Here is a 23,687-nt window from a genome sequence, read left to right as displayed (position 1 = left end):
ATRAACTTAGCACTGTGCCTTTAATGAAAGCTGAACAATTAAAATTAGTAACGGATTTTTGCTACTTAAGTGTTTCAAAATATTTCTAGCCTTTATTTGATTAAACTATCAATAAAGGCAGAGTAATTTGTTATTTAAATACAAATGATTATAAAGAACACCAAAGCCGAGGAATATTATCTATATGGACTTTTTCCCTGTTTTTTTAAAACTAAGCAACAAGAAAGTACTGGTTATTGGCGGAGGGGAAGTTGCATGTAGAAAAGTCGATCTTTTGCTGCGAGCAGGTGCCTCGATCACATTGATCTCACCTCAGCTACACCCTTACCTTACCGGTCTTACCGATAGCAGCCAGCTAACCTGGATAGAGAAAGAATATGAATCCGATGATGTAACAGGATTTCATCAAGTATGGGCAACGACCGATATACCATCGTTAAACCATCAAATATTCAAAGATGCAGACGCGCAGCGCATTTGGACCAATGTCGTCGATGATCCCGGTCACTGCGACTTTATTACGCCATCAATGATTGACCGTACCCCGATTCAAGTCGCAGTATCCAGTGGTGGAGCCTCTCCAGTTCTGGTTCGCTTTATCAGGGAAAAGCTGGAGACCCAGCTCCCGCAAAACCTTAGCCTGCTAGCAGGCTATTCAGGCAAACAGCGCCAGCGAATCAAGCAACATTTCTCTACGGTCGACGAGCGCCGCAAGTTCTGGGAACGATACTTCCGTCTGCCTGAAGTTGAGAATGCCACCTCAGAAGAGCAACTTGAGCTAGCATTCCAACGGCTGCTAAATCAACCTGATACTTCATCAGGAAGCCTATACGTTATCGAAACCGGTGGTGATCCGGAACTCCTCACACTGAAAGCATTACGGTTGATGCAACAAGCTGAATACGTACTTTATCCCAAAGGAAACAATGATATTTTTGTTGATTTGTGCCGACGAGATGCAGAACGAGAAATGTACGAGGAATCAAGTCTTAAGCCGCAGATATCCACACTATTGGCTAAGGACTTACGAGTTTGCCTACTGGTTCCCAAACAAGCAGCCCCATGCGGTCTAGACGCTATATGTGACGAATATAACTGCTCGCTTATTCCTTGTTTAGGCTAAGCGAGTTTGAATACAAAAATGCCGCGCAATTGCGCGGCATTTTTTAAATGATATAGAATAATTTTATCAGTCAAGTTCCGCGACAGCGAAATCTTCTTTTGGTTGACTCAGCTTCTTCTGTAGCCATACACCAGACGCTTTCATGCTATAACCGAACAGTACGCCAACGATAAGTGATGGGATCACCAACTGCCAGTCACCATTTGCTGCAAACGTCGCACATGAACCGATAAACGTTCCTGGAATAAAACTCAGCCAAGACTTCTTGGCTTGTACACACATCAGAAACGCAACAACGGCTGTTACAACGTAGCCAAGAATCTCAATGCCAACCATAGTTGAGAGGTGAATAATCACCATTGCCCAAAAGACGCCGCTAAGGTTTGTCGCAATACTTAAACCCAAACCTTTAATCCCGTCTTTCGGAGAGGCAAAGTACGTTGTGCAACCTAAAAACCCTGCCCAACTTAGCAAGCCGAGCGAAACGGCAACCCATCCCCAGATACCAGAAAGAATTCCCGTTGTGATAGCAATGGCGACAAGAACTGACATGTGAAATCTCTTATTAATACGCTTAAGGAAACAGTCTAATTGAGTTCTCGCCTCATTTGAGTGACAAAGATCACACAAAGGATGAAACTTACATACACCAAAATCAACAAATAAGATCCACATCACTATAATAACGATTTCATCAACACTTTACGGCTTTCAGTTCTGTTTACGCTAGTTAGTAGCAAACCAAGAGTAAACTCACTGTTTACCACTGTAAACAAATAACATTTCGTATTAGTGATATGTCTCCAATACTATGAATCCGGTCTATTAGTCATGTTTGTCTTGAATTGACTGTGGTAACGTATCTACCCTCGCTTCCAGTCTGTTCATTGTTTTCTTCGGAGTTTTCATGGGACCTTTAATGCTTGACGTATCTGGCTACGAGCTAGATGCTGAAGAACGCGAAATCATTCAACACCCTACCGTTGGCGGAATTATCTTTTTTGCCCGAAACTATCATGACCGTCAGCAGCTCAGGGCGCTAACCGAAGATATCCGAAAAACAGCCAACCGCCCTTTACTTATCGCTGTTGACCAAGAAGGTGGAAGAGTACAGCGATTCCGTGAAGGCTTTACCTTATTACCGCCAGCCAAAGCTTTTGCAAGCCAGCAAAACGGGCTTGAGCTTGCCAAGCAAGGCGGGTGGCTCATGGCCGCCGAGTTGCTGGCTATGGATATCGATTTAAGCCTGGCACCGGTGCTGGATCTCGGCTTCGATTGCAAAGCCATTGGAGATCGTGCCTTTTCTGATGATCCCAAGCAGATTATTAAATATGCCAGTCAATTCATTCTTGGAATGAAACAAGCCGGTATGGCGACAACAGGTAAGCACTTTCCTGGTCATGGCGGCGTCATTGAAGACTCACACCTCGAAACACCAGTAGATCCACGCAGTAACATTAAACAGCATGATATGACAGTATTTAGCCAGCTAATTAATGATGGCTTGCTCGATGCTATGATGCCAGCACATGTCGTCTTTGATGCTTACGACAACCAACCTGCCAGCGGTTCTGAATATTGGTTAAAGAACGTGTTGCGTGACGATCTCAACTTCAAAGGGGTTATTTTCTCAGATGACCTGAATATGAAAGGGGCCGATGTACTTGGGAGTTATAGCGAGCGAACCATTGCCGCCCAGCAAGCCGGTTGTGATATGGTCATGCTCTGTAACAACCGAGCCGGTGCTATTCAGGCACTTGATGGTCTTCCCCAAACACAGGTTGCTTGCTTAGAAGCACTATGTAAGAAACCGACTGGTGAGTACAAAGATTTGGTCAAAACCAGGATGTGGCAGGACAATCAACAAGCAATTAGCAAGCTTGCTCAATCTTGGCGGGAACAGCAATCTTAATTCTTCTCGTCGGCGGGATAAGAACGATCCCGCCGGCAGTGGTAACTATACCCTAGCTACCTCAAGCCACACAGGCCATCTTTTGTTCCTGAGGTTGAGAAGCCATACTCTTGCAGAAGTACGCAAAATCACGAAATATCATTGGCTTACCAAAGAAGTACCCCTGCTGTAAGTAGACCCCCTGCTCTGCAAGGTACTTTGATTGCTCTTCAGTCTCGACACCTTCGGCTATCATCTCCATCCCTGCCTCCTTGCCAAAGGCAATTATCGAATCAAGCAAAGATAATTTGATATCGGCAGTGCCAATATTCTCTACAAACATCTTATCAATTTTTAAGCTTCTGATATTAAGCTGCTGGATGTAGCTAAAACCGCCATAACCGGTCCCGGCATCATCAAGTTTGACACCAATACCCCGCATTCTCAGCTGTTCAATAACATCTGAAGCCATGGTTAAGTCTGTAAACTGTTTTCTCTCGGTTACTTCAAAGGCTATTTGTTCGGGTGTTATTTCTGAGTGTTGTAGCAACTTGAGTGATTTTTCCAGCACATCCAGACTCTCTAGCTGATCAGGAACCACATTGATGCTGATAACCTGTTTCGTCATCTGCCAATTTAACTTGCTGATCTCATAGATTGCTTTTTCTATAAGCTGCTCGGTAATAGGTAAGATCTGGCCACTCTTCTCAACGTAGGGGATAAACTCCATCGGTGAAATAACATCTTGTCCTGGTCGCTGCCAGCGAGCAAGCATTTCGCAGCCATAAAGAGAATTGCTGGATACATCAACAATGGGTTGGTAATAAGGAACAAACTCTTGCTTCGCCAAGCCCTGTTCAACCAGTGAGTGGAGAGACATTTTTCTACGGATAAACATACGATATAAGGAAAGACAGATAGCCCCAAGCCCACCGCCAAACAAAAACAATGGCAACCATAGCTCTTCCTTATACTGAGTAAGTAGCTCTTGCTTAACAAACGTATTGATCATGAGCCCTTCAGAAAATTCAGAGGTAAACAGCGGCTCATTAACAAGTAATGCTGCGTCTCCACGCCAATAAGAGACGGTTGGACTATCAATAGAAGAAATCGAGCTTAATACACAGTCATCACAGTACTTGTTTCTTAGAGTCTCTGATACAAGTGGCTCCATATGAACCAATAATCTCCCCTTCTCGCCCTTCCATTCTGCTACCAGAAGATTCTGTTCACTTCTCGACTCTGATGCTACCCACAATGAAACGTCAGGCGTCATGTTGTTGAGCAAAGGAACCAAGTGTGATTCTGAGTCAGCGCCCTGAAAACTAGAGCACTGTGCGCCACTCTTCGTTTTAATAGTAATCCGCCGAATAACATAATCGTTATACGCAATGTGCTGAAGCTGATGCTGATCAAGGGGGCCGCAATCAAACTGAAAATTCCGGCTTAGCGAACTGAGCACTTCAGGGAAACGTTCCACCTTCATTGAATAGGTATTCAATAGCTCTTTTGAGTCTGAGCTAATAATGTATGACAGTTGAAGCTGTGAAAAAAAGCCACTTAGCAATGAAAAAAGAAACGATAAGCCTAGAACAAATGCAATAGATGATAAGTTATGCTTTTTTAGAACCCCACACTTGAATACACTCGCCTCTGTATTCCGAGCTCGATTATCGAATAACATAACCTGAAAAAGAACCTTTCCCTAGTAGCAGTCCATGGATTGCAACAGTATATGTCACAATAAAAACAACGATATTGAGTTACAACAATATACAACAATATTCATTAATGAGATGATTCTCAAGCATTACATTTTTATCTCTTACGACTGAGATCACGACTTGATAAAAAACGAAAAAAATGTATTACAAGATCGAGATTAAACCTGATCTTGATCAAAATTGAATGCAGAGGAAATGAGGATATAAAGAAAAGACAGCAGGAGTTTGCTTAGACAGGAATAGTCAAACAATAGTAATTACTATTCACATTGAATAGATAAATAAAACAAAAGCGCCATATGGCGCCCGAGTTTTATAGCGAGTCTCGTGAATAGTCTATACCCTTCGTGCATTTCTTCTCTTTTACGATAATGAATGCAGCGCCGAATATGAAGGCAATGACTAGCAGAGTTTCCATAATAACCTGTAAACCTTTGATTTAAGCCATGGTGCTTAATCCGAGAATAAAGACACCAAAAAAAGGGTTAAACTACGGTCTAAAGATTGCCTCTTGGCAAAAGCAATTTTTAGACTAAAAATAAGATACCTTATTTACGTTTAATTTGCACTAACTAGTTACAAAAATGTGATGAATAATCATATCCATCAGACAGGCATTATATCGTAGATTAATTTATTAACCCATAATCAATAAGCTAATCTACACAGCAGCCAGAATAGCAATCCAAATCGCTATTCCTTATAAATAATCGGTTTCTTATTTGTAGCCCGTATATTTTGCGCTCAATTGGACAAGATCGCCAGTACTTTACTGCTGAAATTTATTGGCTTTCAAAATTAGAAAAACTAATAGCAAAAGAACGACTGGTGCCGTTCTTCTGTGTTTGTTATAACCAACGCTTCTGACCAGTAAAGGTAACAGAAAGCCAGGTATCACCTAGCTCATCGGATAACTCATCCCAAAGTAACTGTCGGATATAATCTTGCCGAGTAGTTGTCCAATAGGCATCGTCTGTAACCAGAATATTTACTTCAAGATCGTACTGACGCCCTGTTTTGGCAAAGTGATGGGTGTAATCAGCAAAACGATATTGTCGCGACAACCTCGCAATCACCCGATCAACTTGCCTTTGTACATTATCTTGAGGAGCAACAAGCAGCACCTCACGGATGTTACGTCGCAATACTTTAATCGGAAGTACTGAGGCAGCAATAGCCAGTGTCGAGACCAAGATTGGGTCAACATAAGCATTCCAGCGTGAATAACCTAACTGATCCAATAAGACCACAATAATAAAGCCAACCAATATTGCGGCACTCAGAATACCGTCAACAAGCCATTCCTGGGAGTCAACGCGTACCAACTCGGACTCCACACTGCGCGCGATATACGTTTCAATACAATAAATGGCAAAACAGCACACGGTGGAAATGATCGCATAAACAATCGCATGTTCCAGAACTATATCATGTCCACCTTTGACAATGGTTTGCACACCACTGAGAAATGCAAATAAGCAAGTTATAAGGATGAGCAAGCCATTGACGACATTGATAAGAGGTTCGATGTGCGCATAACCAAACTGAAACTGCTTGTCATCAGGCTTTGAAACGAGGTAGGCGGTATAAAGGCTTAAGCCTGTCATACCCATGCTGAGAAACGAAAACATGCCGTCAAGCAAAATGGCATTGGATCCGACATACAACCCATAGCCAATCCCCAAGCCAGCCAATACGACAGTTCCAGCCAGGGATAGTTTTAATGCCAAACGTTCTTTACTGATTTTACGGCAAATAGCCATACAATCCTCCTTATTTGAAAGTTGCTACATTCACCTTAGCACTAATTATAAACCAATGAAAAGAAATATATTTTCACTCAACATGCTGCAAGGAGCAGCCATTTAACGACTGCTAAATCATTACCCGAGATTATGAATTTATTGTGTCATTGAGCCAACCAACAAACTCTTTTTTACGCAAAGCGCTATTCAACACAGATTGCTGTTTGCCTTTTTTGAAAACCATTAAGGTTGGAACACCACGTATACGATACCTGCTCGCCAGAGCTTTATTCCGTTGGACATTTACACGCAAGAAGCGAAGCTGCTTTTTTTTCTCAGAGGCCACCTTTTCAAATATCGGCTTGAAAGAGTTGCATGGCGAGCAATTAGCTCCCCAAAAAGTCACAACGACAGGCTTAGGGCCTTTGATTAACATATCAAAGTTACCGGCATCAGCCTCTATCGGTTTGCCATCTAATACGGGTTTATTGCAATGTTCACACAGGACCGTATTCGACAAGGACTGGAGAGAAATGGACACCGACTTTTGACAATGAGGACATAAAACACTGATTAACTTCATGGGGCTTCCGGATGACTTATAGCACAGACTTTATGTGCACAAGGATACCAGAACCCCAATCATAGGATCACCTGTAAGACCGGAAATCATTACTGCTGAGCCGAACGCTGTAATTGCAACCGCTCTATATCATTGAAAAAATGAATCATTTTGGCACGGCTAACATTGTACTCGAAGTCTGTACCGTCACAGAATTCTCGGTTGTAAGCCTGCAAATCATAGTTTTTCAGCCTGATAAATTCACAGGTCGCATGCTCTTCACAAGCCTGATCACGCTCCTGCCTGAGTTGCGTCCAGTAAGTTGTAAAATGCCTCAGAGCATAATCCAACTGTTCATAGTTTTCCGCGGTGAGTTCCGGGCGCAAGATTTTCAGTTCTTGCTGTCGCTCATCGATGAACTCATCAAACGTTTCAGTCAGGCTATAGGTTGAGGAGTCATAGCACTCCCCTTGTATGTAGGTTGTTTTCTGTCCGGCCACATCTGTCACTGCTTCCTGCGACGTACAGGCGGAAACAAAGAATGTAAAGAATAAACTACTGTATAACTTCATAGCGCACCACAAGGAGTCAAGAACAGCATCAAAGTCCACACCTAATTATGAGCGAATTCTCTCAAAGCAAACGGCAGATCCCCAGTTAGTCTCAACACTGAGACTTTCTGGCCTGTACAAGTAAAACATAAACGAGATGAAATACCACACTAAAACCAAACACCCATATTTTTTTCTAACTTCTGGAAACGCACTTACGGAAAATCGACATTTTAGTCTGTATTGTATTCTTTACTGACTAATAACTCATTGATGGAGGCGGTATTTTAACATTTTGCTTACACTTATATTTATCTGGTTATACCAAGACTTATCTTGAGATAAGCCATTGTTTAGGTAAAGCAGCGCAACACCCATTTGTCGGTATAGCCATTTTTTGATTTGCTGTCCGCCTCTTCCGAGGCAGCAACAGAAGGAGCTTGAGATGAATGTTCAGGCCTTACCAATGCATCGCTTCATTGACCATCATGGTAATCTCGTCGATCAACTTCCCGCATGGGCCGATCAACCTACGTTGAAAGGGTTTTACTGCGATATGGTACTAACCCGCATCTATGATAACAAAGCAATTGCGCTACAACGTACCGGCAAGCTCGGTACCTACCCTTCACATTTGGGCTCCGAGGCCATCGGCATTGCCATCGGTCGGGCACTGAAAGCTGAAGATGTGTTTATTCCATACTATCGTGACATGCCTGCTATGTGGGCCCGTGGGATCAGTATGGAGAAAAACCTCCAATACTGGGGCGGTGACGAACGAGGCAGCGATTTTTCACCCGACGACAGTCATTGTCGTGATTTACCATTTTGTGTCCCAATTGCCACCCAGTGTACTCACGCTGTCGGTGTCGCTGCTGCATTAAAAATCCAGGGCAATCATCAGGCAGCACTGGTTACTTGCGGTGACGGCGCCACCTCCAAAGGCGACTTCCTCGAATCGTTAAACTGTGCCGGGGCCTGGAACATTCCGTTAGTCTTTGTGATCAACAACAACCAGTGGGCAATATCCGTCCCAAGATCAATTCAATGTGGGGCCGAGTTCCTCTCGGACAAAGCCAAAGGCGCCGGTCTTGAAGGACTAACGGTGGACGGTAACGATATTGTTGCTATGTACGACGCCGCCATTTCCAGCCTGGATAAAGCCAGAAAAGGCAAAGGCGCGACACTCATTGAGGCAATCAGCTATCGACTGAGCGATCATACAACCGCGGATGATGCCAGCCGCTACCGAAGCGAAGACGAATTGCAACAAGCCTGGGAGTTTGAACCCATCATTCGTTTGAAAAAATTCCTAATAAGCCAGAATTGGTGGTCTGAAGCGGATGACAAGCAATGGCAGGAACACTGCCGGGAACTGGTCGAAAAAGCGGTTGAGAAATACCGGTCATTAACGCCTCAGCCACCAGAATCTGCTTTTGACTTCCTCTATGAGTCTTTAGACAGCGATCTTCATAAGCAACGTGACTTAATTATCAACAAAGCTATGCGAATGCAGGGAGGTGATCGTGGCTGAATTATCACTACTAGAATCGGTCAATCTTGCCCTTCACCATGAGATGACCGAAGACTCCAATGTCATCGTATTAGGCGAAGATGTCGGTGACAACGGTGGCGTTTTCCGAGCAACCGTCGGATTAAAAGAGAAATTTGGTTGTAAACGCGTTATTGATTCTCCGTTGGCCGAGGCCCTGATTGGCGGTGTTACTGTCGGTATGGCCAGTCAGGGATTACGTCCAGTCGCCGAGTTCCAGTTCCAGGGCTTTGTTTTTCCGGCCATGGAACATCTCGTCTGCCATGCTGCCCGTATGCGCAATCGCACCAGGGGACGGCTCACCTGCCCTGCCGTTTTCAGGGCGCCATTTGGCGGTGGTATTCATGCGCCAGAGCATCACTCTGAAAGTGTAGAAGCGCTATTTGCCCATATACCTGGGCTAAAGGTTGTCATTCCGTCATCACCGCAACGCGCCTATGGTTTATTGCTAGCTTCCATTAGAAGCAATGACCCTGTGATGTTCTTTGAGCCTAAACGAATATACCGAACTGTAAAATCCGAAGTTACTGACGATGGCAAGGCATTACCTCTGGACACTTGCTTCACCCTAAGAAAAGGACGGGACATAACTTTGGTCACATGGGGAGCCTGCGTGGTTGAATCACTTCAGGCTGCCACAGAACTGTCACATCAGGGTATCGAAGTGGAAGTCATCGATGTCGCCTCAATCAAGCCTTTAGATATGGCAACCATCTATTCCTCCTTAGAAAAAACCGGCCGCTTGTTGGTTGTCCATGAAGCCGCCCAAACCTGTGGCGTCGGTGCCGAAATACTTGCCAGAACCGCCGAACATGCCATGTGTTTGCTTAAAGCGCCACCCAGACGTATTACCGGTATGGATACTGTGATGCCCTATTACCGCAACGAAGAGTACTTCATGGTTCAGGAAGAAGACATCATCAGGGCAGCGAAAGAGCTTACGGAGGGATGGAAATGAAGTCATTTACCTTGCCAGATCTGGGGGAAGGCCTCGCTGAGTCAGAAATCATTGAGTGGCATGTCGAGATAGGCGACACCGTTGAGCTTGATCAGGTTGTTCTGACAGTTGAAACAGCCAAAGCAACCGTGGAGGTACCGGCCCCATATAGCGGAACAATAATTAAACGGTTCGGCAATCCGGGAGATGTCGTCAGTATAGGTAGCCTGTTATTGGAAATAGAGGAATCATCCACTACAGCTCCTAAACCAAAGGAAACGAATCAAACAGAAGCCAAGCAAAAGAATGTCTCAACGAATGATGCCGCAACCGTTGTAGGTACAGTATCCAACCATGATCATGATGTGAATGTCGACGAATTTTGGATCGGCCAACACCAGCCAATCAAGCCAGCTGATAGCCTAACCGCCATGCCGTCAGCACGCTTACTGGCTAAAAAACTAGGAGTTGATTTGAATGATGTTACCGGCAGCGGACCTAGCGGTGTTATTCTCGACACCGATGTCTACAATGCCTGTGACAAGCAACTCCCCGGTACAGAGGTGCTAAAGGGAGCTCGAAGAACCATGGTACGTACCATGGCAGAATCACACCACAACGTTGCCTCAGTGACGATCACTGAAGAGGCCATGCTTGAAAATTGGAGCCCTGGTGAAGACATCACCAGCCGCTTGGTCTTGGCAATCATAGAAGCTTGCCATCAGGAACCCGCTCTCAATGCTTGGTTTGATGCCGAGACAATGACCCGTTGTGTTCACAGTACCGTGAACATCGGTATCGCCGTTGATAGCCCCCATGGCCTGTATGTCCCCGTTCTTCGCAATGCCGATGAATACAGCGCGCGTGGGATCCGGCAATGGGTCGATCGAACCGTTACGGGAATTAAGGAGAGAAAGATTGGCCGTGAACAGCTTCAGCATGCCACTATCACATTGACTAATTTCGGGGCGATCGCCGGTATTTTTGCCACTCCTGTTGTTTCCCCTCCTCAAGTAGCTATCGTCGGGGCCGGCCGTATTATCGAAAAACTCATTCTACGTGATGATCAGCCCGTTTCAATAAAGATAATGCCACTTTCAATGACCTTCGATCACCGGGCCTGTACCGGTGGCGAAGCTGCTCGATTTATGAAGATCCTTGTCAACCACTTACAGCAAGGGAGCAGTTAACCTAATCAATGGTAGCTTCTCCAATAACAAAAGTGCCAGCTCGAAAGCTGGCACTTTTTGACTAACCGTTATAACAGTACAGAGGTCGATTAATCTTCCTTCGCTGGGTCAACCGGCTTTTTCTTTTTAGGAACGAATACGTTATCACCCACCGCCATGTTATCGTAGAAGCGTTTATCCATTTTCTTCTTCGGTTTGGCAGAATCTGTTTTCTTCGCAACAGGTTTCTTGCTGGTAGGCTTCTTCTTAACAAACTTTTTCTTCGGTGCCGGTTTCAAACCTTTAAATTTACCTTCCAGGCCTTCGATGGTACTGAAGCTGATCTCTTGCTTGAGGAAAGCTTCAACATTCTTAAAGCTCTTCCAGTCTTTAGGACCGACCAGTGAAATCGCATCACCTTTGTTACCCGCACGACCAGTACGGCCAATACGGTGAACATATTCCTCGGCATGCTTTGGCATATCAAAGTTAATTACATGGGATACTTTGTCGATATCGAGGCCACGAGAGGCAACATCTGTCGTCACAAGGATCTTATGGCAGTCACGCTCAAACTGACTCATGATGCTGTTTCGCTGAGTCTGATTCAGGTTACCGCTCAATGCGACAGCTTTCATCTTGCGTTCATTCAGCTCTTTGGTCAGGCGATCAGTGTCCGCACGTGTTGCGGTAAAGATAATCACCTGATTGTAGTCTTCTGTTTCCAGCACTTTATCAAGCAACGCCTGCTTGTGATCTAAATGATCGCACAAGATAAAGCGCTGAGTAATATCTGTATGCTCTTCAGCTGAGTGACCAATAGAAATGCGCTTCGGAGCATTCAGCATATCCGAGGCAATATCAATAACATCAGCGTGATCCAGTGTAGCCGAGAACATCAAAGTTTGACGGCGGCGATGGCTGGCAGCTTCATGAATTCGGCGTAGCTGCGCTTCAAAACCCAGGTCCAGCATACGATCCGCTTCATCAAGGATCAGCATTTCAAGTCCATCAAGATGAGTACTGCGGTGTTCCAGATGATCAGCCAATCGACCGGGAGTCGCGATCACAAACATTGGGTCATTACGAAGTGCTTTTACCTGATCGTTGAAGTTCTCACCGCCTACAATCAGCGTACCATCATAGGGTGTACCCGCATTCAGTGTACGTAATTGAGCAAATACCTGCTTGGCAAGCTCACGCGTCGGGGTCAGTACCAAAACGCGCGGATCGCGTCTTGTGAAAGGCTTGCTGCGGTACATACGCTGCATAGCCGGAAGCAAGAAAGCCAGTGTTTTACCGGAGCCCGTCTTCGACGAAGCCAACACATCCTTACCCAGGATGCCAACAGGAATAGCCGTTTGTTGAATTTCAGTTGGTTTATTGAACGCCAGGTGATTCAGTTTCTTAAGTAGGCGCTGGTCTAATCCAAGGTCTTTAAAATGCAAAATGGTGCTCCGGTAAAATGCTCAGTGCTGAGCAGATAATTATTACAGCTCTACTTTACGTGAGCCAACTCACACTAAGGTAGAAAATGTTAGCCGAGGATTATATCACAATTATTGATGCTGACATCTACTTAAAACGCTGTATTTTTTGTTATTCAAGAACGGGATACTGATACTAAGACTTCCTTGGATATTGCTGCTCGTAACGGGTGCCGACAAATGATAAAGCAACATACTCATCAATATCCGGACGCTGGAGGAACTCTTCAAACTGAAGACGGGCAACTGGACAATCTATAAGCGCAGCATAACCTGATGATGAATTATAAAAACACAACGGAGAGTTATTTCGCATGTGGATAAAGCCTACACTCTCCTCGCCGTATGAGTGATAATCTTCAAACTGTTCAAGGTATTTCGTGAAGCCTGCTATCAACCGCTGTTGGTGTAATGCTGTTACACCTTCATCTAACGCCACTGTGTGCATATCTTATCCTTGTATAACTCGTCCGTAAGTACTTAAATATTATCGCCTTCAACTCCACCAGCATAGTACTTGGTTAACGTATTATGAAATTTGATGGGACTAATCTATCAATATCTCATTAATTACACACTGTTGTTTCCGAAAACAATAAAACAGTGTATTATTTGATTGTTACCTCTCTCCGGATAAGGGATTACCCTCAATGACAGTAAACAAAGACAAGACATTGCCATTAATCCTTGCCATTGTCATAAGCTCGACAATCGTTTGGTCTGGAATTAATCCGGCTTTTCCTGAAGTATGGATCGCAGAGATTGTTCCGATCATCTTAATTTTCTTACCATTACTGATTACCTACAAACACTTCAGGTTCTCAAACGCAGCATACCTGTTTATGTCTTGCTGGCTGATACTGCACACAGTTGGCGCGCATTATACTTTCGCCAATGTACCCTTTGAGTGGTTTAGCGAACTGATTGGCTCCGAGAGAAATCACTTCGATCGCTTTGCCCATTTCTCTATTGGATTCTACGCCTACCCGATAGCTGAATATCTCTCACGCAAAGGCCACTGTTCTCCGTTTCTTGCCGGATTATTTGGCCTATGCGCAATAATGGCTATTGCTGCCGGTTACGAGATCATCGAGTGGTGGTACGCTGTACTGGCAGGTGGAGAGGCTGGCATCGAGTTTTTGGGTTCACAAGGCGATATCTGGGATGCTCAGCAAGATATGCTCGCTGATACCCTTGGCGCTGTCACAAGCCTGGCTTTTTTCTTCTACAACAAGCCATACCAAGTCAATAGAAACTCCTGAACAGCAAAAGGCCGCTGAATCTCTTCAGCGGCCTAATCTAGATCATAACAAGATTGCTCTATATCGATTATGCATCTGGGTAACCTGTTGGGTTATTAGATTGCCAGCGCCAGAGATCCGCTGTCATATCTTCAATCGTCCGGCTTGCCTCCCAGTGAAGCTCAATCTTCGCTTTACTCGGATCCGCCCAACATTCAGCAATATCACCCGCCCTGCGAGGTGCTACTTGATAGGCAACATCTACCCCTGCCGCTTTAGAGAAAGCATCAACCATCTGCAAAACACTAAGCCCATTGCCTGTACCTAAGTTATAGATATGCAGACCTGCCTTTTTTCCTCTATAGTTCAGCGCAGCCAAATGCCCATCAGCCAAGTCAAGAACATGAATATAATCACGAACGCCGGTACCATCAACTGTCGGATAATCATTCCCAAACACGGATAAATACTCACGACGACCCACCGCAACCTGGGCGATAAACGGCATCAGGTTATTTGGAATGCCTTGTGGGTCTTCACCCATTTCACCAGATTGATGGGAACCAACAGGATTAAAATAGCGCAACAAGGTGACACTCATTTCCGGATGGGCTTTTTGAATGTCAGCCAAGCATTCTTCTACCATCAGCTTACTACGCCCATACGGATTTGTTGCGCTCGTCGGGAAATCTTCAGTAATAGGCACTGTTGCCGGATCACCATAAACCGTTGCCGAAGAACTGAAAATCAAGCTATTTACACCAGCCGTTCTCATTGCCTCAACAAGAACCAGGGTGCCATGAACATTGTTATCATAGTATTCCAGCGGCTTTTCAACAGACTCACCAACCGCTTTCAAGCCGGCAAAATGAATCACTGACTCGACATTTTCTTTTGCCAGGACACTGTCCAAGAAGGCACGGTCACGAATGTCACCTTCATAAAAAGCAGGCTGAACTCCTGTCAGTTTTTCTATCCTGGCTAATACCGTTTTCTTACTGTTATAGAGATTATCAACAATAATCGGTGACACACCTGCTTCAATCATCTGTACGCAGGTATGGCTACCTATATAACCCATTCCGCCAGTTACTAAAACACGCATGGTGTCTCCCTGTGATAAATCACATTAGTAAATTCTTAACTGTTCTATTTAGCTATAGTACATTTTTCAGGCATAACAACAATGTGTATACTAATAATTACATTTATATAGCTCTGATATTGAAGACAAATCACCTAGTTCATTCCTAATTTCTAGCAATTTAAACTCAATGGCAGAAGGAATAATTTGAAGAAGACTCTTTAAATAAAACAATGTAAAATTAACTTTTCTCAGCATGGCATTCACTAATGACTAAATTCACAAGCTCCACAGTTCTTCGCCAGCTTGTAGCCCTTAGCTTCCTGCTATTTACGTTAACAGGCTGTGAGATAGTTGGTTGGAAAGCAGAACAGGATAAACTTTCCCTTCAGGAAGCGGGCTACACGGAACACTTTCTCACTCTTGCCGACGGCGGCAAAATGAAATATTGGGTCGGAGGGAACGGAAAGCCTTTGCTGCTTCTCCATGGCTTTGGCGGCACGGCCATATCAACATGGAAAAAGGAGATGCTAGAGCTAAACAAAGACTACATGGTAATTGCGCCTGATCTTGCTTGGTTCGGCGACTCGCACAGTAACGGTACACCTAACCTCACGACCCAAACCGATGCCGTATGGCAGATCATTGATTCGTTGAACGTTGAAAAAATCAATGTTGCTGGTATCTCCTATGGTGGCTTTGTTACTTACAATATGATGCTGTCACCAGAGCGAATTGATAAATCAGTCATCATCGCCAGCCCCGGGCCTCTTTTCAATGATGATGATTTAAGTCAGCTCTGTATGCGTGCAAATGTCGAGAAACCGGAGGACTTGTTTGTACCGCAAAATAGCAATGAAGTTCGCCGTTTATTTGACTATGTGTTTGTTGATAAAAAACGTATGCCAGACTTTGTTGCCGACCAGATTTACCTCAGCTATTTCGCACCATGGCGAAGTGAGAAAAAACAGCTAATTCAGAGCCTTGTTAGTGACAGAGAACGGATCAGCAAATACCCAGCAAATAAACTGCCACAAAGCATGTTAATTTGGGGCGACAGTGACCAGATTTTCCCCCTTGATAACGGAATTAAACTCAGCGAGTACATGAATTCATCGCTGGTTGTGATCCCCAATACCGGTCACGGTGTTACTAACGAGCAACCAGAACTGGTAACTAAACTGTTGAAATCATTCTTATCCTAAATCAAGTCGCAGTGGGATAGTAAACTATCAAGATGAGTATTATGAAAACTAGAACGTTATGCCAGTGGAAATGTTTCTCTGTTGAACAGGCGACACACAGCTTACCAGATGGCCGACAGATTAACTTTACAACGGTTAAGCACCCCGGAGCTGTAGTGATTGTACCGGTAACAAATAACGGCAAGCTTGTTATGGTTCGCCAGTACCGGCCGGCAATTCAAAAATGGATTCTGGAGTTTCCTGCTGGGACTCTCGAAAGTCAGGAAGACATCCTTTCCTGTGCAAAACGAGAACTGGCCGAAGAAGTTCAGCTTAAAGCAGAGCAGTGGCAAGACCTGGGTGAGTTGCTGCCTGTCCCCGGCTTCTGTGATGAAGTCCAATACCTCTTCTTTGCCAAAGGACTAACAGAGTGCACTGGCGAACTAGATGATGATGAAATCATTGAAGTTATCACCCTCTCCGTTAATGATTTTGAAATGAAAGTAGCCAGTGGCGAAATACAAGACGCCAAAACACTCTCAACCTTTTTCAAGGCACGTATGCTGAAATTACTCTAAGTGCTGGAGTGACTCTTCGTAACGGCAGGATTTCAGAGCATGGAATACTTTGTTACTAATTCGGTATTTCCTGGTAACACAAACACTCGAAATTGAATGTAAGTTATGGCATCTTGCCCATCAACTAACGAGGACAACTCTGATGGACAAACTCTTTTCGGTACTCAATAAAGCGGCAGCCCTGCTCGCGATGCTAATGTTTGTTGCTGGCGGCGGTATGGCGCTATTTGTCATGTTCTATGGCAATTAATACAGCCTACGCCACACAGCCACCAAGCAAACAGGCAAGCTCTTTAGCAAACGGTAACGCCTGACATTGTGTCAGGCGTTACCGTGATACATCGCGCCTAAGGTCTTCTTAGGAATTGACTACATTCGCATACCGCCATCAACTTCAAGTATCCGACCGGTGTAATAATCATTTTCCAGAATGTATTTCACCGCATGCGCAATCTCACTTGCTTCTCCCATCCTGCCGACCGGGACCATTTTCTTCAGTCGCTCGATGGCCTCCGGCTTTAACTGATCTGCCATCGCTGTCTGCACAATCCCGGGAGCAACTGCTGCTGCACGAATACCATACCTTCCAAGCTCTTTCGCCCAGCACACTGCCATGGTTGCGACAGCGGCTTTTGAGGCCGAATAATTAGTCTGACCGATATTACCGGCTCGGGAGACACTTGAGATGTTAATGATTGCTCCTTGGCTATCGGAAGCAATCATCTGTAATGCAGCCTCTCGACCACACAAGAAAGTCCCCGTCACGTTCACATCCATCACAGTCTTGAATTGCTCCAGTGACATCTTGCTGATCTCACCTTCTTTTTGCTTAACCAGTAAGCCATCGCGTAACACCCCGGCGTTATTGACCAACCCATTTAGCTGACCAAAATCATCAATTACACTCAAGAAAACGTCTTCAACATCCTTCTCGCTGGTGACATCGGCTGTATATATCAACGCTTTGGTACTGAGCATCTGGCACTGCGACTGGGTTTGCTTCAAGCCATCTTCATTGACATCAATAAGAGCCAGTTCCGCACCAGCCTGTGCCAAAGTAACCGCCATCATTTGGCCAAGCCCCTGCCCGGCCCCTGTAATTGCAATGACACTCTGCTTCAAATCCATATGTCTGCCTCCCCGAATAGAATTTAGGCTCAATCGTTACTTTTCTTGTCACGGTAGAACTCAAACATGCTTGAGAAATCCAGTAACTCATTACCTTTTGCGATATGAAGTGCATAAAGGTTTCTGGCCAAAGCCCCCATCGGAATAGCCGACTGACTATGCAGGGCAGCATCCATCCCTAAACCAAGATCTTTCAGCATTAACTTACTCATAAAGCCCGGTTGATAAGCGTTGCTAGCAGGCACCTTATCCATCACCCCCGGGCAAGGGTTGTACAACTCCAGTGCCCAATTTCGCCCAGAGCTCTGTAGCATTATCTCTGACAGAACTTTGGGATCGAGGCCGTTATCAATGCCCAGGCTTAATGCTTCACACGTCCCCGACATCAAAATACCTAACATCAGGTTATTGCATATTTTGGCCATTTGTCCGTCACCGGCCTTACCCGCATGGAAGATGTTCTTTCCGACATGTTTAAGAGTCTCTTGCGCTTTCTCAAATCCGCTGTCAGTACCGCCAACAATAAACGTCAGTGTTGCAGCTTGTGCTCCGGCGACACCACCGGAAACAGGGGCATCAACAAACTCGAATCCCTTCTTTGCAGCCTCTGCGGCCACGATACGAGCCGACTCAGGATCGATTGTCGAAGAGTCAATCAGGAAAGTATCATCATCAACAAGGTTGAGCAGCCCGACGCCTCCATGATGATCGCCAAGATAGACAGCCCTAACATGTTCACCGGCAGGAAGCATCGTAATAACAATGTTTACTCCCTTTACCACCTCTTCAGGAGACGAAGCAACAAAGGCACCGTGGCTTTCAAGCTTTTTTGCCGCCTCGGTATTCAAATCATAAACTCTTACGTTACAACCAGCTTTCAATAGATTTTGAGCCATTGGGTTGCCCATGTTACCCAACCCGATAAACGCGATGGTGCTCATGATAAACCTCCTGCGTAATAGAGATAATGTTGGTTAGTTCATTGTTAATGATTGACCTAATGTGGCCAGAGGATTCTCAGATTCATCCCAAAGCGGGGTAAACAAGGAGTCAATGACACTTTGGTCGACTTCACTCAAAGTTGTATAAAGCCAATCTGGTTGACCGCATTTATCTATCAACCTTGCCCTGACTCCCTCTTGAAACTCACCAAGTAAACCGCAATGCACAGATAGACTTAATTCAAGCCGAAAACACTCTTCAAGCGACAAGTGGTGATATTGAGTCAACTGACGAAAGCAAATATTGGCCGTAATTGGACTGCCTTCCTCAAGCGTTCTTTTTGCTCTTTCCAGCCAACGGTTATCTCCTTCAATCGACATGATATGGCGGGAGATATCAACCAAATCATCCGCTTTACAGGCGAGCTGAATCTGAGAAAAATAAGGACAGAGATGACTAACCGGACGGTGTGGTTCTGCGGTATCGGCAAAGCCAGTCAACATCTCTGTGACCAACTCCTTGTTGAACGTCAAATCACCATCTGCATCTTTGTTACCTTTGACCCAATTGCTACCCTGTAACTTCTCAAGCACTGACTGCTTCTGTTCGGGTATTAGCATATGATCCGACATCCCTAATTCAAGCGCATCAGTAGCGTTGATTTGGGCGCCGGTAAGCCCAAGAAACATACCAATACCGTCAGGAAGTTTGTTCAGAAACCAGGTTCCGCCAACATCCGGATATAGCCCGATACTTATCTCTGGCATGGCCAACCTGGAGGTGGGCGTCGTGACTCTATGGCTAGCCCCCATATAGAGGCCCATACCGCCACCCATTATTATTCCCTCACCCCACACTATCACCGGTTTGCTATAACGATGGATTAAATAATCGCAGCCGTATTCAACCGTAAAGTACTCTGTCAGAAATTGCTTTGTCGCTTCGGCCTGATCTTCTCTCTCTGACGCAGCACGCATCATGTTATACATGGTGCGAACATCACCTCCGGCGCAAAACGCCTTCTCACCAACACCATGCAGAAAGACGCACACAATACGTTCGTCGTCTTCCCATTCATCCAGCTTTGCTTTCAGTTGCTTGAGCATGTCCAGTGTCAGCGCATTGAGCGAGGCTGGGTTGTCTAGTTCCACTACCCCAATCTTGTTCCCATCAACACAATCAAGCTCACTGCAGTTCACTTTGCCAACCATTATCTACCTCATTATTTTGATTACTTATTCTTCCATTGGGGCGAACGCTTTTCCAAAAAAGCCTTCACACCTTCGGCTTGATCTTCGGTATCAAACAACTGAACAAACAATTCACGCTCTTTCATCAGGCCATGTTGCAATGGCGCTATCCGACAGTTCTGAATCAGCTTCTTACAAGCCGCCACAGATGAAGGAGACTGATTAGCTACAGAATTAGCCAGCTTCATGGCATTCTCGAGCCCCTGCCCCGACGCCACGACTTCTTCAACCAAGCCAATTTCAAACCCCCGAGAGGCGCTAACCCGCTCCCCGCACAAGATCATTCGTTTCGCCCAACCGTCTCCCACCAGCCAGGTCAGATTCTGAGTACCTCCGGCACATGGCAGCAAACCTACCTTAGCTTCAGGCAATGCCATTTCGACATGGGCCTCGGCAATTCGAATATCGCAAGCCAGTGCAACTTCTAATCCGCCTCCCATGGCAAAGCCATTGATTGCCGCGATGGATACCCCTCGAAAAGCTGACAAAGTCTCAAAAGCTATCCCAAAGCACTGAGCCATTTCAACTGCGACGGCTTTATCACCATCGGCGAATAATTTCAGATCAGCGCCGGCAGAAAAGAACTTCTCGCCCTGCCCGGTTATCACCAAGGCATAGATATGTTTATCTTTGTTCAATATCTCGATTATCTTTCTGAGCTGAACAAGACTCTCTGCCGTCCAGGTGTTCGCCGGAGGGTTATTCATGGTAAGCACGGCGACATGGCCGTCAATGTCGACTAATATCGCGTTGTTGTCTGACATAATGGCTTCCTTTATCTCTGTTGGCTTGGTCTATCCAAGTTCAAATTAAAGTAGCTCGGTTCCTTCTTTCAGTACCCGCCGTGAAATAATGAGCCTCATGATCTCATTGGTTCCTTCTAGGATTTGATGGACTCTCACATCACGGAAATGGCGTTCCAGCGAATACTCTTTGATGTAGCCATATCCACCGTAAAGTTGCAGTGCCTGATCGCAAACCTTGAAACCAATATCTGTCGCAAACCGCTTCGCCATCGCGCAGTATGCTGTCGCTTCGGGATCTTTTCGGTCTAGCTTGGTTGAGGCATAACGAACCAACTGCCTGGCTGCGACCAATTCTGTAGCCATATCTGCAAGCTTGAACTGAACCGACTGAAATTGAGACAGTGACTGGCCAAATTGCTGCCGCTCGATCACATATTGCTTTGCCTGATTAAGGGCATGCTGGGCCGTACCTAGCGAGCAAGATGCAATGTTTATCCGTCCGCCATCTAACCCCTTCATCGCAAATTTGAAGCCTCCTCCCTCACTACCGAGCAAGTTAATTGCAGGGACTTCAACATTTTCGAATGTCACAGCGCGGGTTGGCTGGCTGTTCCAACCCATTTTGGGCTCTTTTCTTCCGTAGCTGATCCCGGAAGCCTCCGCCGATACAATAAAGGCCGAAATGCCACTTGCTCCAGTCGCTTTCGAACTATCACCGCCAGTTCTTGCCATTACGACAAGCACATCTGTTTCACCTGCGCCGGAGATAAAAGCCTTGGCTCCGTTAAGCACATAACTATCACCTTTCTTAACAGCCGTTGTGGTTAGTGATGCTGCATCAGATCCGGCATTGGCCTCGGTCAGACAATAAGAAGCCAACCATTCTCCCGTCAGTAATTTCGGACAAAACGCCGCCTTTGCCTGCTCGGTAGCAAACGAGGCAATCATCCAGCTAACCATGTTATGAATGGTCATAAAGGCCGTGGTTGAGGTGCAGCCCATCGAAAGCTGCTCGAAGATAATAGAGGCATCCAGACGACTTAGCCCTAACCCTCCCTGCTCTTCCGGCACRTATAGACTCAGAAAGCCTAGTTCACCCGCTTCTCTTAGCACCTCTTTGGGAAATATCTGCTTTTCATCCCATTCAGCCGCCTGTGGCGCCAAACGTTCATTGGCAAACTGACGGGTAGTTTCAGCAAAAGCACGTTGTTCTTCATTGAGTTCAAAATCCATCTTCGTCTCCCTTAGCGTTGGTAAATCAACGTAGGTGGATCGTCAAATTTGGTCCGGTTGGAATATCATCATCAAACCACCGAGAGGTGACTGTTTTTGTCTCAGTGTAAAAACGAACAGCCTGCTTGCCATACGCATGCAGATCACCGTAAAAACTCCCTCGCCAACCGGTAAAAGAGAAGAAAGGTAACGGCACCGGAATAGGTACATTAATACCGACCTGACCGACTTCAATTTCATGCTGATACTTGCGAGCTGCAGCCCCGCAAGCGGTAAAGATTGATGTGCCGTTGCCATACGGATTGGCATTGACAAGATCAATAGCCTCTTCCAACGTATCGACTTCAACACAGAGCAATACCGGACCAAAAATCTCTTCCTGATAGACAGACATTGACGTTTGAACACTACTGAATAGTGTCGGTGCAACCCAATTGCCATCGGGATAGCCTTCAACCTCACAGTGGCTACCGTCCAGCTCACAGACAGCACCTTGATCTTTACCCTCGCGGATCAGACGTAAAACACGATCTTTGGCTTTTTGGCTGATCAAAGGGCCATAGCCGGCATTTTCGTCATCCCAAGCCCCGGGCCGGATCTTTGCCATAGCCTGTTTTAACTCTGGTATCCATTCCTTGGTACCATCAACCAGTACCGCAACAGAAATTGCCATACATCGCTGGCCGGCAGCACCAACCGATGAACCCACCAGGTTATTAATTACCTGCTCTTTGTTGGCATCCGGCATCACAACCATATGGTTTTTTGCCCCGGCAAACGCTTGAACACGTTTGAGGTGATGAGTCCCTGTCTGGTAGATATGACGGGCAACTGGCACCGAGCCAACAAAAGAGATCGTTCTAATCTGAGGATGTACCAGCAAATAGTCCACCTGCTCCCGTTGGCCATGAACAATTTGCAACACGCCTTTAGGTGCACCGGCTTGCTCAAACAGCTCTGCTAAGCGAATGGAAGTCAGCGGCACCTGATCGGAAGGTTTCAGTACAAAAGTATTACCTGCGGCTATGGCCATCGGGAACATCCATAACGGTATCATCGCCGGAAAGTTAAATGGGGTTACCCCGCAACACACGCCCAATGGTTGCATGATCGAATAAGTATCGATCTCTTTGGCGACGTTCTCGACCGTTTCCCCCATCATGAGGCTGGCGATATTGGCAGCCTGCTCAACCACTTCAATCCCACGCCAGACATCCCCTTTGGCATCGGCAAATATCTTTCCTGTTTCACTGGAAAGCAACGTGGCTATTTCATCATGATGGGTTTTCAGCAATTGCTGATAGTTCAGCATTAACCGGGCACGTTCCGGTACCGGCACCTCTTTCCAGGATTTGAAAGTCTCGTAAGCGCTGGATATGGCCTCTTCAATTTCATCTTCTGTCGCACAAGGTAGCTTGGCTATAACACTGTTATCTGCCGGGTTGGTAACGTCTACCCATTGCAGTGATTGCGACTGACGGAACTCACCATCAATATATAAAGGAACATGTTGGGTCATAATTGCTCCTCAGGGTTTATCACCCTGTATAAATAGAAGGG

The 23,687-nt window shown here is 45.6% G+C and carries 23 protein-coding genes; 9 read left to right on the top strand and 14 right to left on the bottom strand.

Features of this window, described 5'->3' with window-relative positions; translation table 11 throughout:
• The first annotated feature begins 184 nt into the window (after positions 1-184).
• Positions 185-1,123: a precorrin-2 dehydrogenase/sirohydrochlorin ferrochelatase family protein gene (locus L4D19_RS07670; RefSeq protein ID WP_428451953.1), complete on the top strand. Its 939-nt coding sequence runs from the start codon at positions 185-187 to the stop codon at positions 1,121-1,123.
• 66 nt (positions 1,124-1,189) lie between these two features.
• Here L4D19_RS07670 and L4D19_RS07665 read toward each other — a convergent pair whose 3' ends face one another.
• Positions 1,190-1,675, bottom strand: a complete 486-nt coding sequence (locus tag L4D19_RS07665; protein WP_075767566.1) for a DUF1097 domain-containing protein — start codon at positions 1,673-1,675, stop codon at positions 1,190-1,192.
• Positions 1,676-2,030: 355 nt separating this feature from the next.
• Between L4D19_RS07665 and nagZ the strand changes: the two genes are divergently transcribed.
• Positions 2,031-3,035: a beta-N-acetylhexosaminidase gene (gene nagZ, locus L4D19_RS07660; RefSeq protein ID WP_428451952.1), complete on the top strand. Its 1,005-nt coding sequence runs from the start codon at positions 2,031-2,033 to the stop codon at positions 3,033-3,035.
• A gap of 61 nt (positions 3,036-3,096) precedes the next feature.
• Here the strand turns inward: nagZ and L4D19_RS07655 are convergent, their stop codons facing one another.
• From L4D19_RS07655 to L4D19_RS07640, 4 genes are all read right to left on the bottom strand, one after another.
• Positions 3,097-4,617 (bottom strand): EAL domain-containing protein, encoded by a 1,521-nt coding sequence (locus L4D19_RS07655; protein WP_489685913.1) that lies wholly within the window; start codon positions 4,615-4,617, stop codon positions 3,097-3,099.
• A 969-nt stretch (positions 4,618-5,586) separates the two neighbouring features.
• Positions 5,587-6,501, bottom strand: coding sequence for a cation diffusion facilitator family transporter (locus tag L4D19_RS07650; RefSeq protein WP_428451950.1), 915 nt, complete (start codon positions 6,499-6,501; stop codon positions 5,587-5,589).
• Between the two features lie 130 nt (positions 6,502-6,631).
• Complete coding sequence (gene trxC, locus L4D19_RS07645) at positions 6,632-7,066, bottom strand: thioredoxin TrxC (RefSeq protein WP_428451949.1); 435 nt, start codon at positions 7,064-7,066, stop codon at positions 6,632-6,634.
• 89 nt (positions 7,067-7,155) lie between these two features.
• Positions 7,156-7,617 (bottom strand): hypothetical protein, encoded by a 462-nt coding sequence (locus tag L4D19_RS07640; protein WP_428451948.1) that lies wholly within the window; start codon positions 7,615-7,617, stop codon positions 7,156-7,158.
• A gap of 424 nt (positions 7,618-8,041) precedes the next feature.
• Between L4D19_RS07640 and pdhA the strand changes: the two genes are divergently transcribed.
• The 3 genes from pdhA to L4D19_RS07625 are packed head-to-tail and all read left to right on the top strand — an operon-like array spanning position 8,042 to position 11,275.
• The gene (gene pdhA, locus L4D19_RS07635) at positions 8,042-9,130 is read left to right on the top strand and encodes a pyruvate dehydrogenase (acetyl-transferring) E1 component subunit alpha (RefSeq protein ID WP_428451947.1); all 1,089 of its coding nucleotides are present in this window, start codon (positions 8,042-8,044) and stop codon (positions 9,128-9,130) included.
• On the top strand, positions 9,123-10,106 hold the full coding sequence (locus L4D19_RS07630; protein ID WP_428451946.1) for an alpha-ketoacid dehydrogenase subunit beta: 984 nt from the start codon (positions 9,123-9,125) through the stop codon (positions 10,104-10,106). Before pdhA ends, L4D19_RS07630 begins: the two co-directional genes overlap by 8 nt.
• Positions 10,103-11,275 carry a dihydrolipoamide acetyltransferase family protein gene (locus L4D19_RS07625; RefSeq protein ID WP_428451945.1) on the top strand — a complete coding sequence of 391 codons (1,173 nt, stop codon included), beginning with the start codon at positions 10,103-10,105 and terminating at the stop codon, positions 11,273-11,275. Before L4D19_RS07630 ends, L4D19_RS07625 begins: the two co-directional genes overlap by 4 nt.
• An 89-nt stretch (positions 11,276-11,364) precedes the next feature.
• On the opposite strand, the gene L4D19_RS07620 is transcribed toward L4D19_RS07625, so the two are convergent.
• Positions 11,365-12,702 carry a DEAD/DEAH box helicase gene (locus L4D19_RS07620; protein WP_160649360.1) on the bottom strand — a complete coding sequence of 446 codons (1,338 nt, stop codon included), beginning with the start codon at positions 12,700-12,702 and terminating at the stop codon, positions 11,365-11,367.
• Positions 12,703-12,877: 175 nt separating this feature from the next.
• Positions 12,878-13,189, bottom strand: a complete 312-nt coding sequence (locus L4D19_RS07615) for a hypothetical protein (RefSeq protein WP_428451944.1) — start codon at positions 13,187-13,189, stop codon at positions 12,878-12,880.
• 202 nt (positions 13,190-13,391) lie between these two features.
• On the opposite strand from L4D19_RS07615, the gene L4D19_RS07610 reads away from it, so the two are divergent.
• On the top strand, positions 13,392-14,003 hold the full coding sequence (locus tag L4D19_RS07610; protein ID WP_428451943.1) for a DUF2238 domain-containing protein: 612 nt from the start codon (positions 13,392-13,394) through the stop codon (positions 14,001-14,003).
• 67 nt (positions 14,004-14,070) lie between these two features.
• Here L4D19_RS07610 and galE read toward each other — a convergent pair whose 3' ends face one another.
• Entirely contained in the window at positions 14,071-15,087 is a 1,017-nt protein-coding gene (gene galE / locus L4D19_RS07605; RefSeq protein ID WP_428451942.1) for a UDP-glucose 4-epimerase GalE, read from the bottom strand.
• Between the two features lie 248 nt (positions 15,088-15,335).
• Here galE and L4D19_RS07600 point away from each other — a divergent pair, with 248 nt between their 5' ends.
• The 3 genes from L4D19_RS07600 to L4D19_RS07590 all read left to right on the top strand — a co-directional run bounded on the left by L4D19_RS07600 (position 15,336) and on the right by L4D19_RS07590 (position 17,078).
• Positions 15,336-16,271 carry an alpha/beta fold hydrolase gene (locus L4D19_RS07600; RefSeq protein ID WP_428451941.1) on the top strand — a complete coding sequence of 312 codons (936 nt, stop codon included), beginning with the start codon at positions 15,336-15,338 and terminating at the stop codon, positions 16,269-16,271.
• 41 nt (positions 16,272-16,312) lie between these two features.
• Positions 16,313-16,828, top strand: coding sequence for an NUDIX hydrolase (locus L4D19_RS07595; RefSeq protein ID WP_428451940.1), 516 nt, complete (start codon positions 16,313-16,315; stop codon positions 16,826-16,828).
• Positions 16,829-16,970: 142 nt separating this feature from the next.
• Complete coding sequence (locus tag L4D19_RS07590; protein ID WP_428451939.1) at positions 16,971-17,078, top strand: 3-ketoacyl-ACP reductase; 108 nt, start codon at positions 16,971-16,973, stop codon at positions 17,076-17,078.
• Positions 17,079-17,197: 119 nt separating this feature from the next.
• Here the strand turns inward: L4D19_RS07590 and L4D19_RS07585 are convergent, their stop codons facing one another.
• Genes L4D19_RS07585 through L4D19_RS07560 form a run of 6 tightly spaced genes read right to left on the bottom strand, consistent with a single transcriptional unit; the run spans position 17,198 to position 23,646 of the window.
• Positions 17,198-17,956, bottom strand: coding sequence for an SDR family oxidoreductase (locus L4D19_RS07585; RefSeq protein ID WP_428451938.1), 759 nt, complete (start codon positions 17,954-17,956; stop codon positions 17,198-17,200).
• 29 nt (positions 17,957-17,985) lie between these two features.
• Positions 17,986-18,897 (bottom strand): 3-hydroxyisobutyrate dehydrogenase, encoded by a 912-nt coding sequence (gene mmsB / locus L4D19_RS07580; RefSeq protein ID WP_428451937.1) that lies wholly within the window; start codon positions 18,895-18,897, stop codon positions 17,986-17,988.
• Positions 18,898-18,930: 33 nt separating this feature from the next.
• Entirely contained in the window at positions 18,931-20,109 is a 1,179-nt protein-coding gene (locus tag L4D19_RS07575) for an enoyl-CoA hydratase/isomerase family protein (protein ID WP_428451936.1), read from the bottom strand.
• A gap of 20 nt (positions 20,110-20,129) precedes the next feature.
• A complete protein-coding gene (locus L4D19_RS07570) occupies positions 20,130-20,912 on the bottom strand; it encodes an enoyl-CoA hydratase (RefSeq protein ID WP_428451935.1) in 783 nt (260 codons plus the stop codon).
• Between the two features lie 45 nt (positions 20,913-20,957).
• Complete coding sequence (locus L4D19_RS07565) at positions 20,958-22,127, bottom strand: acyl-CoA dehydrogenase family protein (RefSeq protein WP_428451934.1); 1,170 nt, start codon at positions 22,125-22,127, stop codon at positions 20,958-20,960.
• Between the two features lie 25 nt (positions 22,128-22,152).
• Complete coding sequence (locus L4D19_RS07560; protein ID WP_428451933.1) at positions 22,153-23,646, bottom strand: CoA-acylating methylmalonate-semialdehyde dehydrogenase; 1,494 nt, start codon at positions 23,644-23,646, stop codon at positions 22,153-22,155.
• Between the last annotated feature and the right edge of the window lie 41 nt (positions 23,647-23,687).

The organism is Photobacterium kasasachensis, assembly GCF_050336885.1.
GTDB lineage: Bacteria > Pseudomonadota > Gammaproteobacteria > Enterobacterales > Vibrionaceae > Photobacterium > Photobacterium kasasachensis.
Note: the sequence above shows the minus strand (reverse complement) of the source record. Positions and strands in the feature narration are given on the sequence as shown.

What these genes read in the sequence shown, in the direction of transcription:
- L4D19_RS07670 (WP_428451953.1), top strand. Translation starts at nt 185, where the DNA reads ATGGACTTTTTCCCTGTTTTTTTAAAACTAAGCAACAAGAAAGTACTG.
- L4D19_RS07665 (WP_075767566.1), bottom strand. Translation starts at nt 1,675, where the DNA reads ATGTCAGTTCTTGTCGCCATTGCTATCACAACGGGAATTCTTTCTGGT.
- nagZ (WP_428451952.1), top strand. Translation starts at nt 2,031, where the DNA reads ATGGGACCTTTAATGCTTGACGTATCTGGCTACGAGCTAGATGCTGAA.
- L4D19_RS07650 (WP_428451950.1), bottom strand. Translation starts at nt 6,501, where the DNA reads ATGGCTATTTGCCGTAAAATCAGTAAAGAACGTTTGGCATTAAAACTA.
- trxC (WP_428451949.1), bottom strand. Translation starts at nt 7,066, where the DNA reads ATGAAGTTAATCAGTGTTTTATGTCCTCATTGTCAAAAGTCGGTGTCC.
- L4D19_RS07640 (WP_428451948.1), bottom strand. Translation starts at nt 7,617, where the DNA reads ATGAAGTTATACAGTAGTTTATTCTTTACATTCTTTGTTTCCGCCTGT.
- pdhA (WP_428451947.1), top strand. Translation starts at nt 8,042, where the DNA reads ATGAATGTTCAGGCCTTACCAATGCATCGCTTCATTGACCATCATGGT.
- L4D19_RS07625 (WP_428451945.1), top strand. Translation starts at nt 10,103, where the DNA reads ATGAAGTCATTTACCTTGCCAGATCTGGGGGAAGGCCTCGCTGAGTCA.
- L4D19_RS07615 (WP_428451944.1), bottom strand. Translation starts at nt 13,189, where the DNA reads ATGCACACAGTGGCGTTAGATGAAGGTGTAACAGCATTACACCAACAG.
- L4D19_RS07610 (WP_428451943.1), top strand. Translation starts at nt 13,392, where the DNA reads ATGACAGTAAACAAAGACAAGACATTGCCATTAATCCTTGCCATTGTC.
- galE (WP_428451942.1), bottom strand. Translation starts at nt 15,087, where the DNA reads ATGCGTGTTTTAGTAACTGGCGGAATGGGTTATATAGGTAGCCATACC.
- L4D19_RS07600 (WP_428451941.1), top strand. Translation starts at nt 15,336, where the DNA reads ATGACTAAATTCACAAGCTCCACAGTTCTTCGCCAGCTTGTAGCCCTT.
- L4D19_RS07595 (WP_428451940.1), top strand. Translation starts at nt 16,313, where the DNA reads ATGAAAACTAGAACGTTATGCCAGTGGAAATGTTTCTCTGTTGAACAG.
- L4D19_RS07590 (WP_428451939.1), top strand. Translation starts at nt 16,971, where the DNA reads ATGGACAAACTCTTTTCGGTACTCAATAAAGCGGCAGCCCTGCTCGCG.
- L4D19_RS07585 (WP_428451938.1), bottom strand. Translation starts at nt 17,956, where the DNA reads ATGGATTTGAAGCAGAGTGTCATTGCAATTACAGGGGCCGGGCAGGGG.
- mmsB (WP_428451937.1), bottom strand. Translation starts at nt 18,897, where the DNA reads ATGAGCACCATCGCGTTTATCGGGTTGGGTAACATGGGCAACCCAATG.
- L4D19_RS07575 (WP_428451936.1), bottom strand. Translation starts at nt 20,109, where the DNA reads ATGGTTGGCAAAGTGAACTGCAGTGAGCTTGATTGTGTTGATGGGAAC.
- L4D19_RS07570 (WP_428451935.1), bottom strand. Translation starts at nt 20,912, where the DNA reads ATGTCAGACAACAACGCGATATTAGTCGACATTGACGGCCATGTCGCC.
- L4D19_RS07560 (WP_428451933.1), bottom strand. Translation starts at nt 23,646, where the DNA reads ATGACCCAACATGTTCCTTTATATATTGATGGTGAGTTCCGTCAGTCG.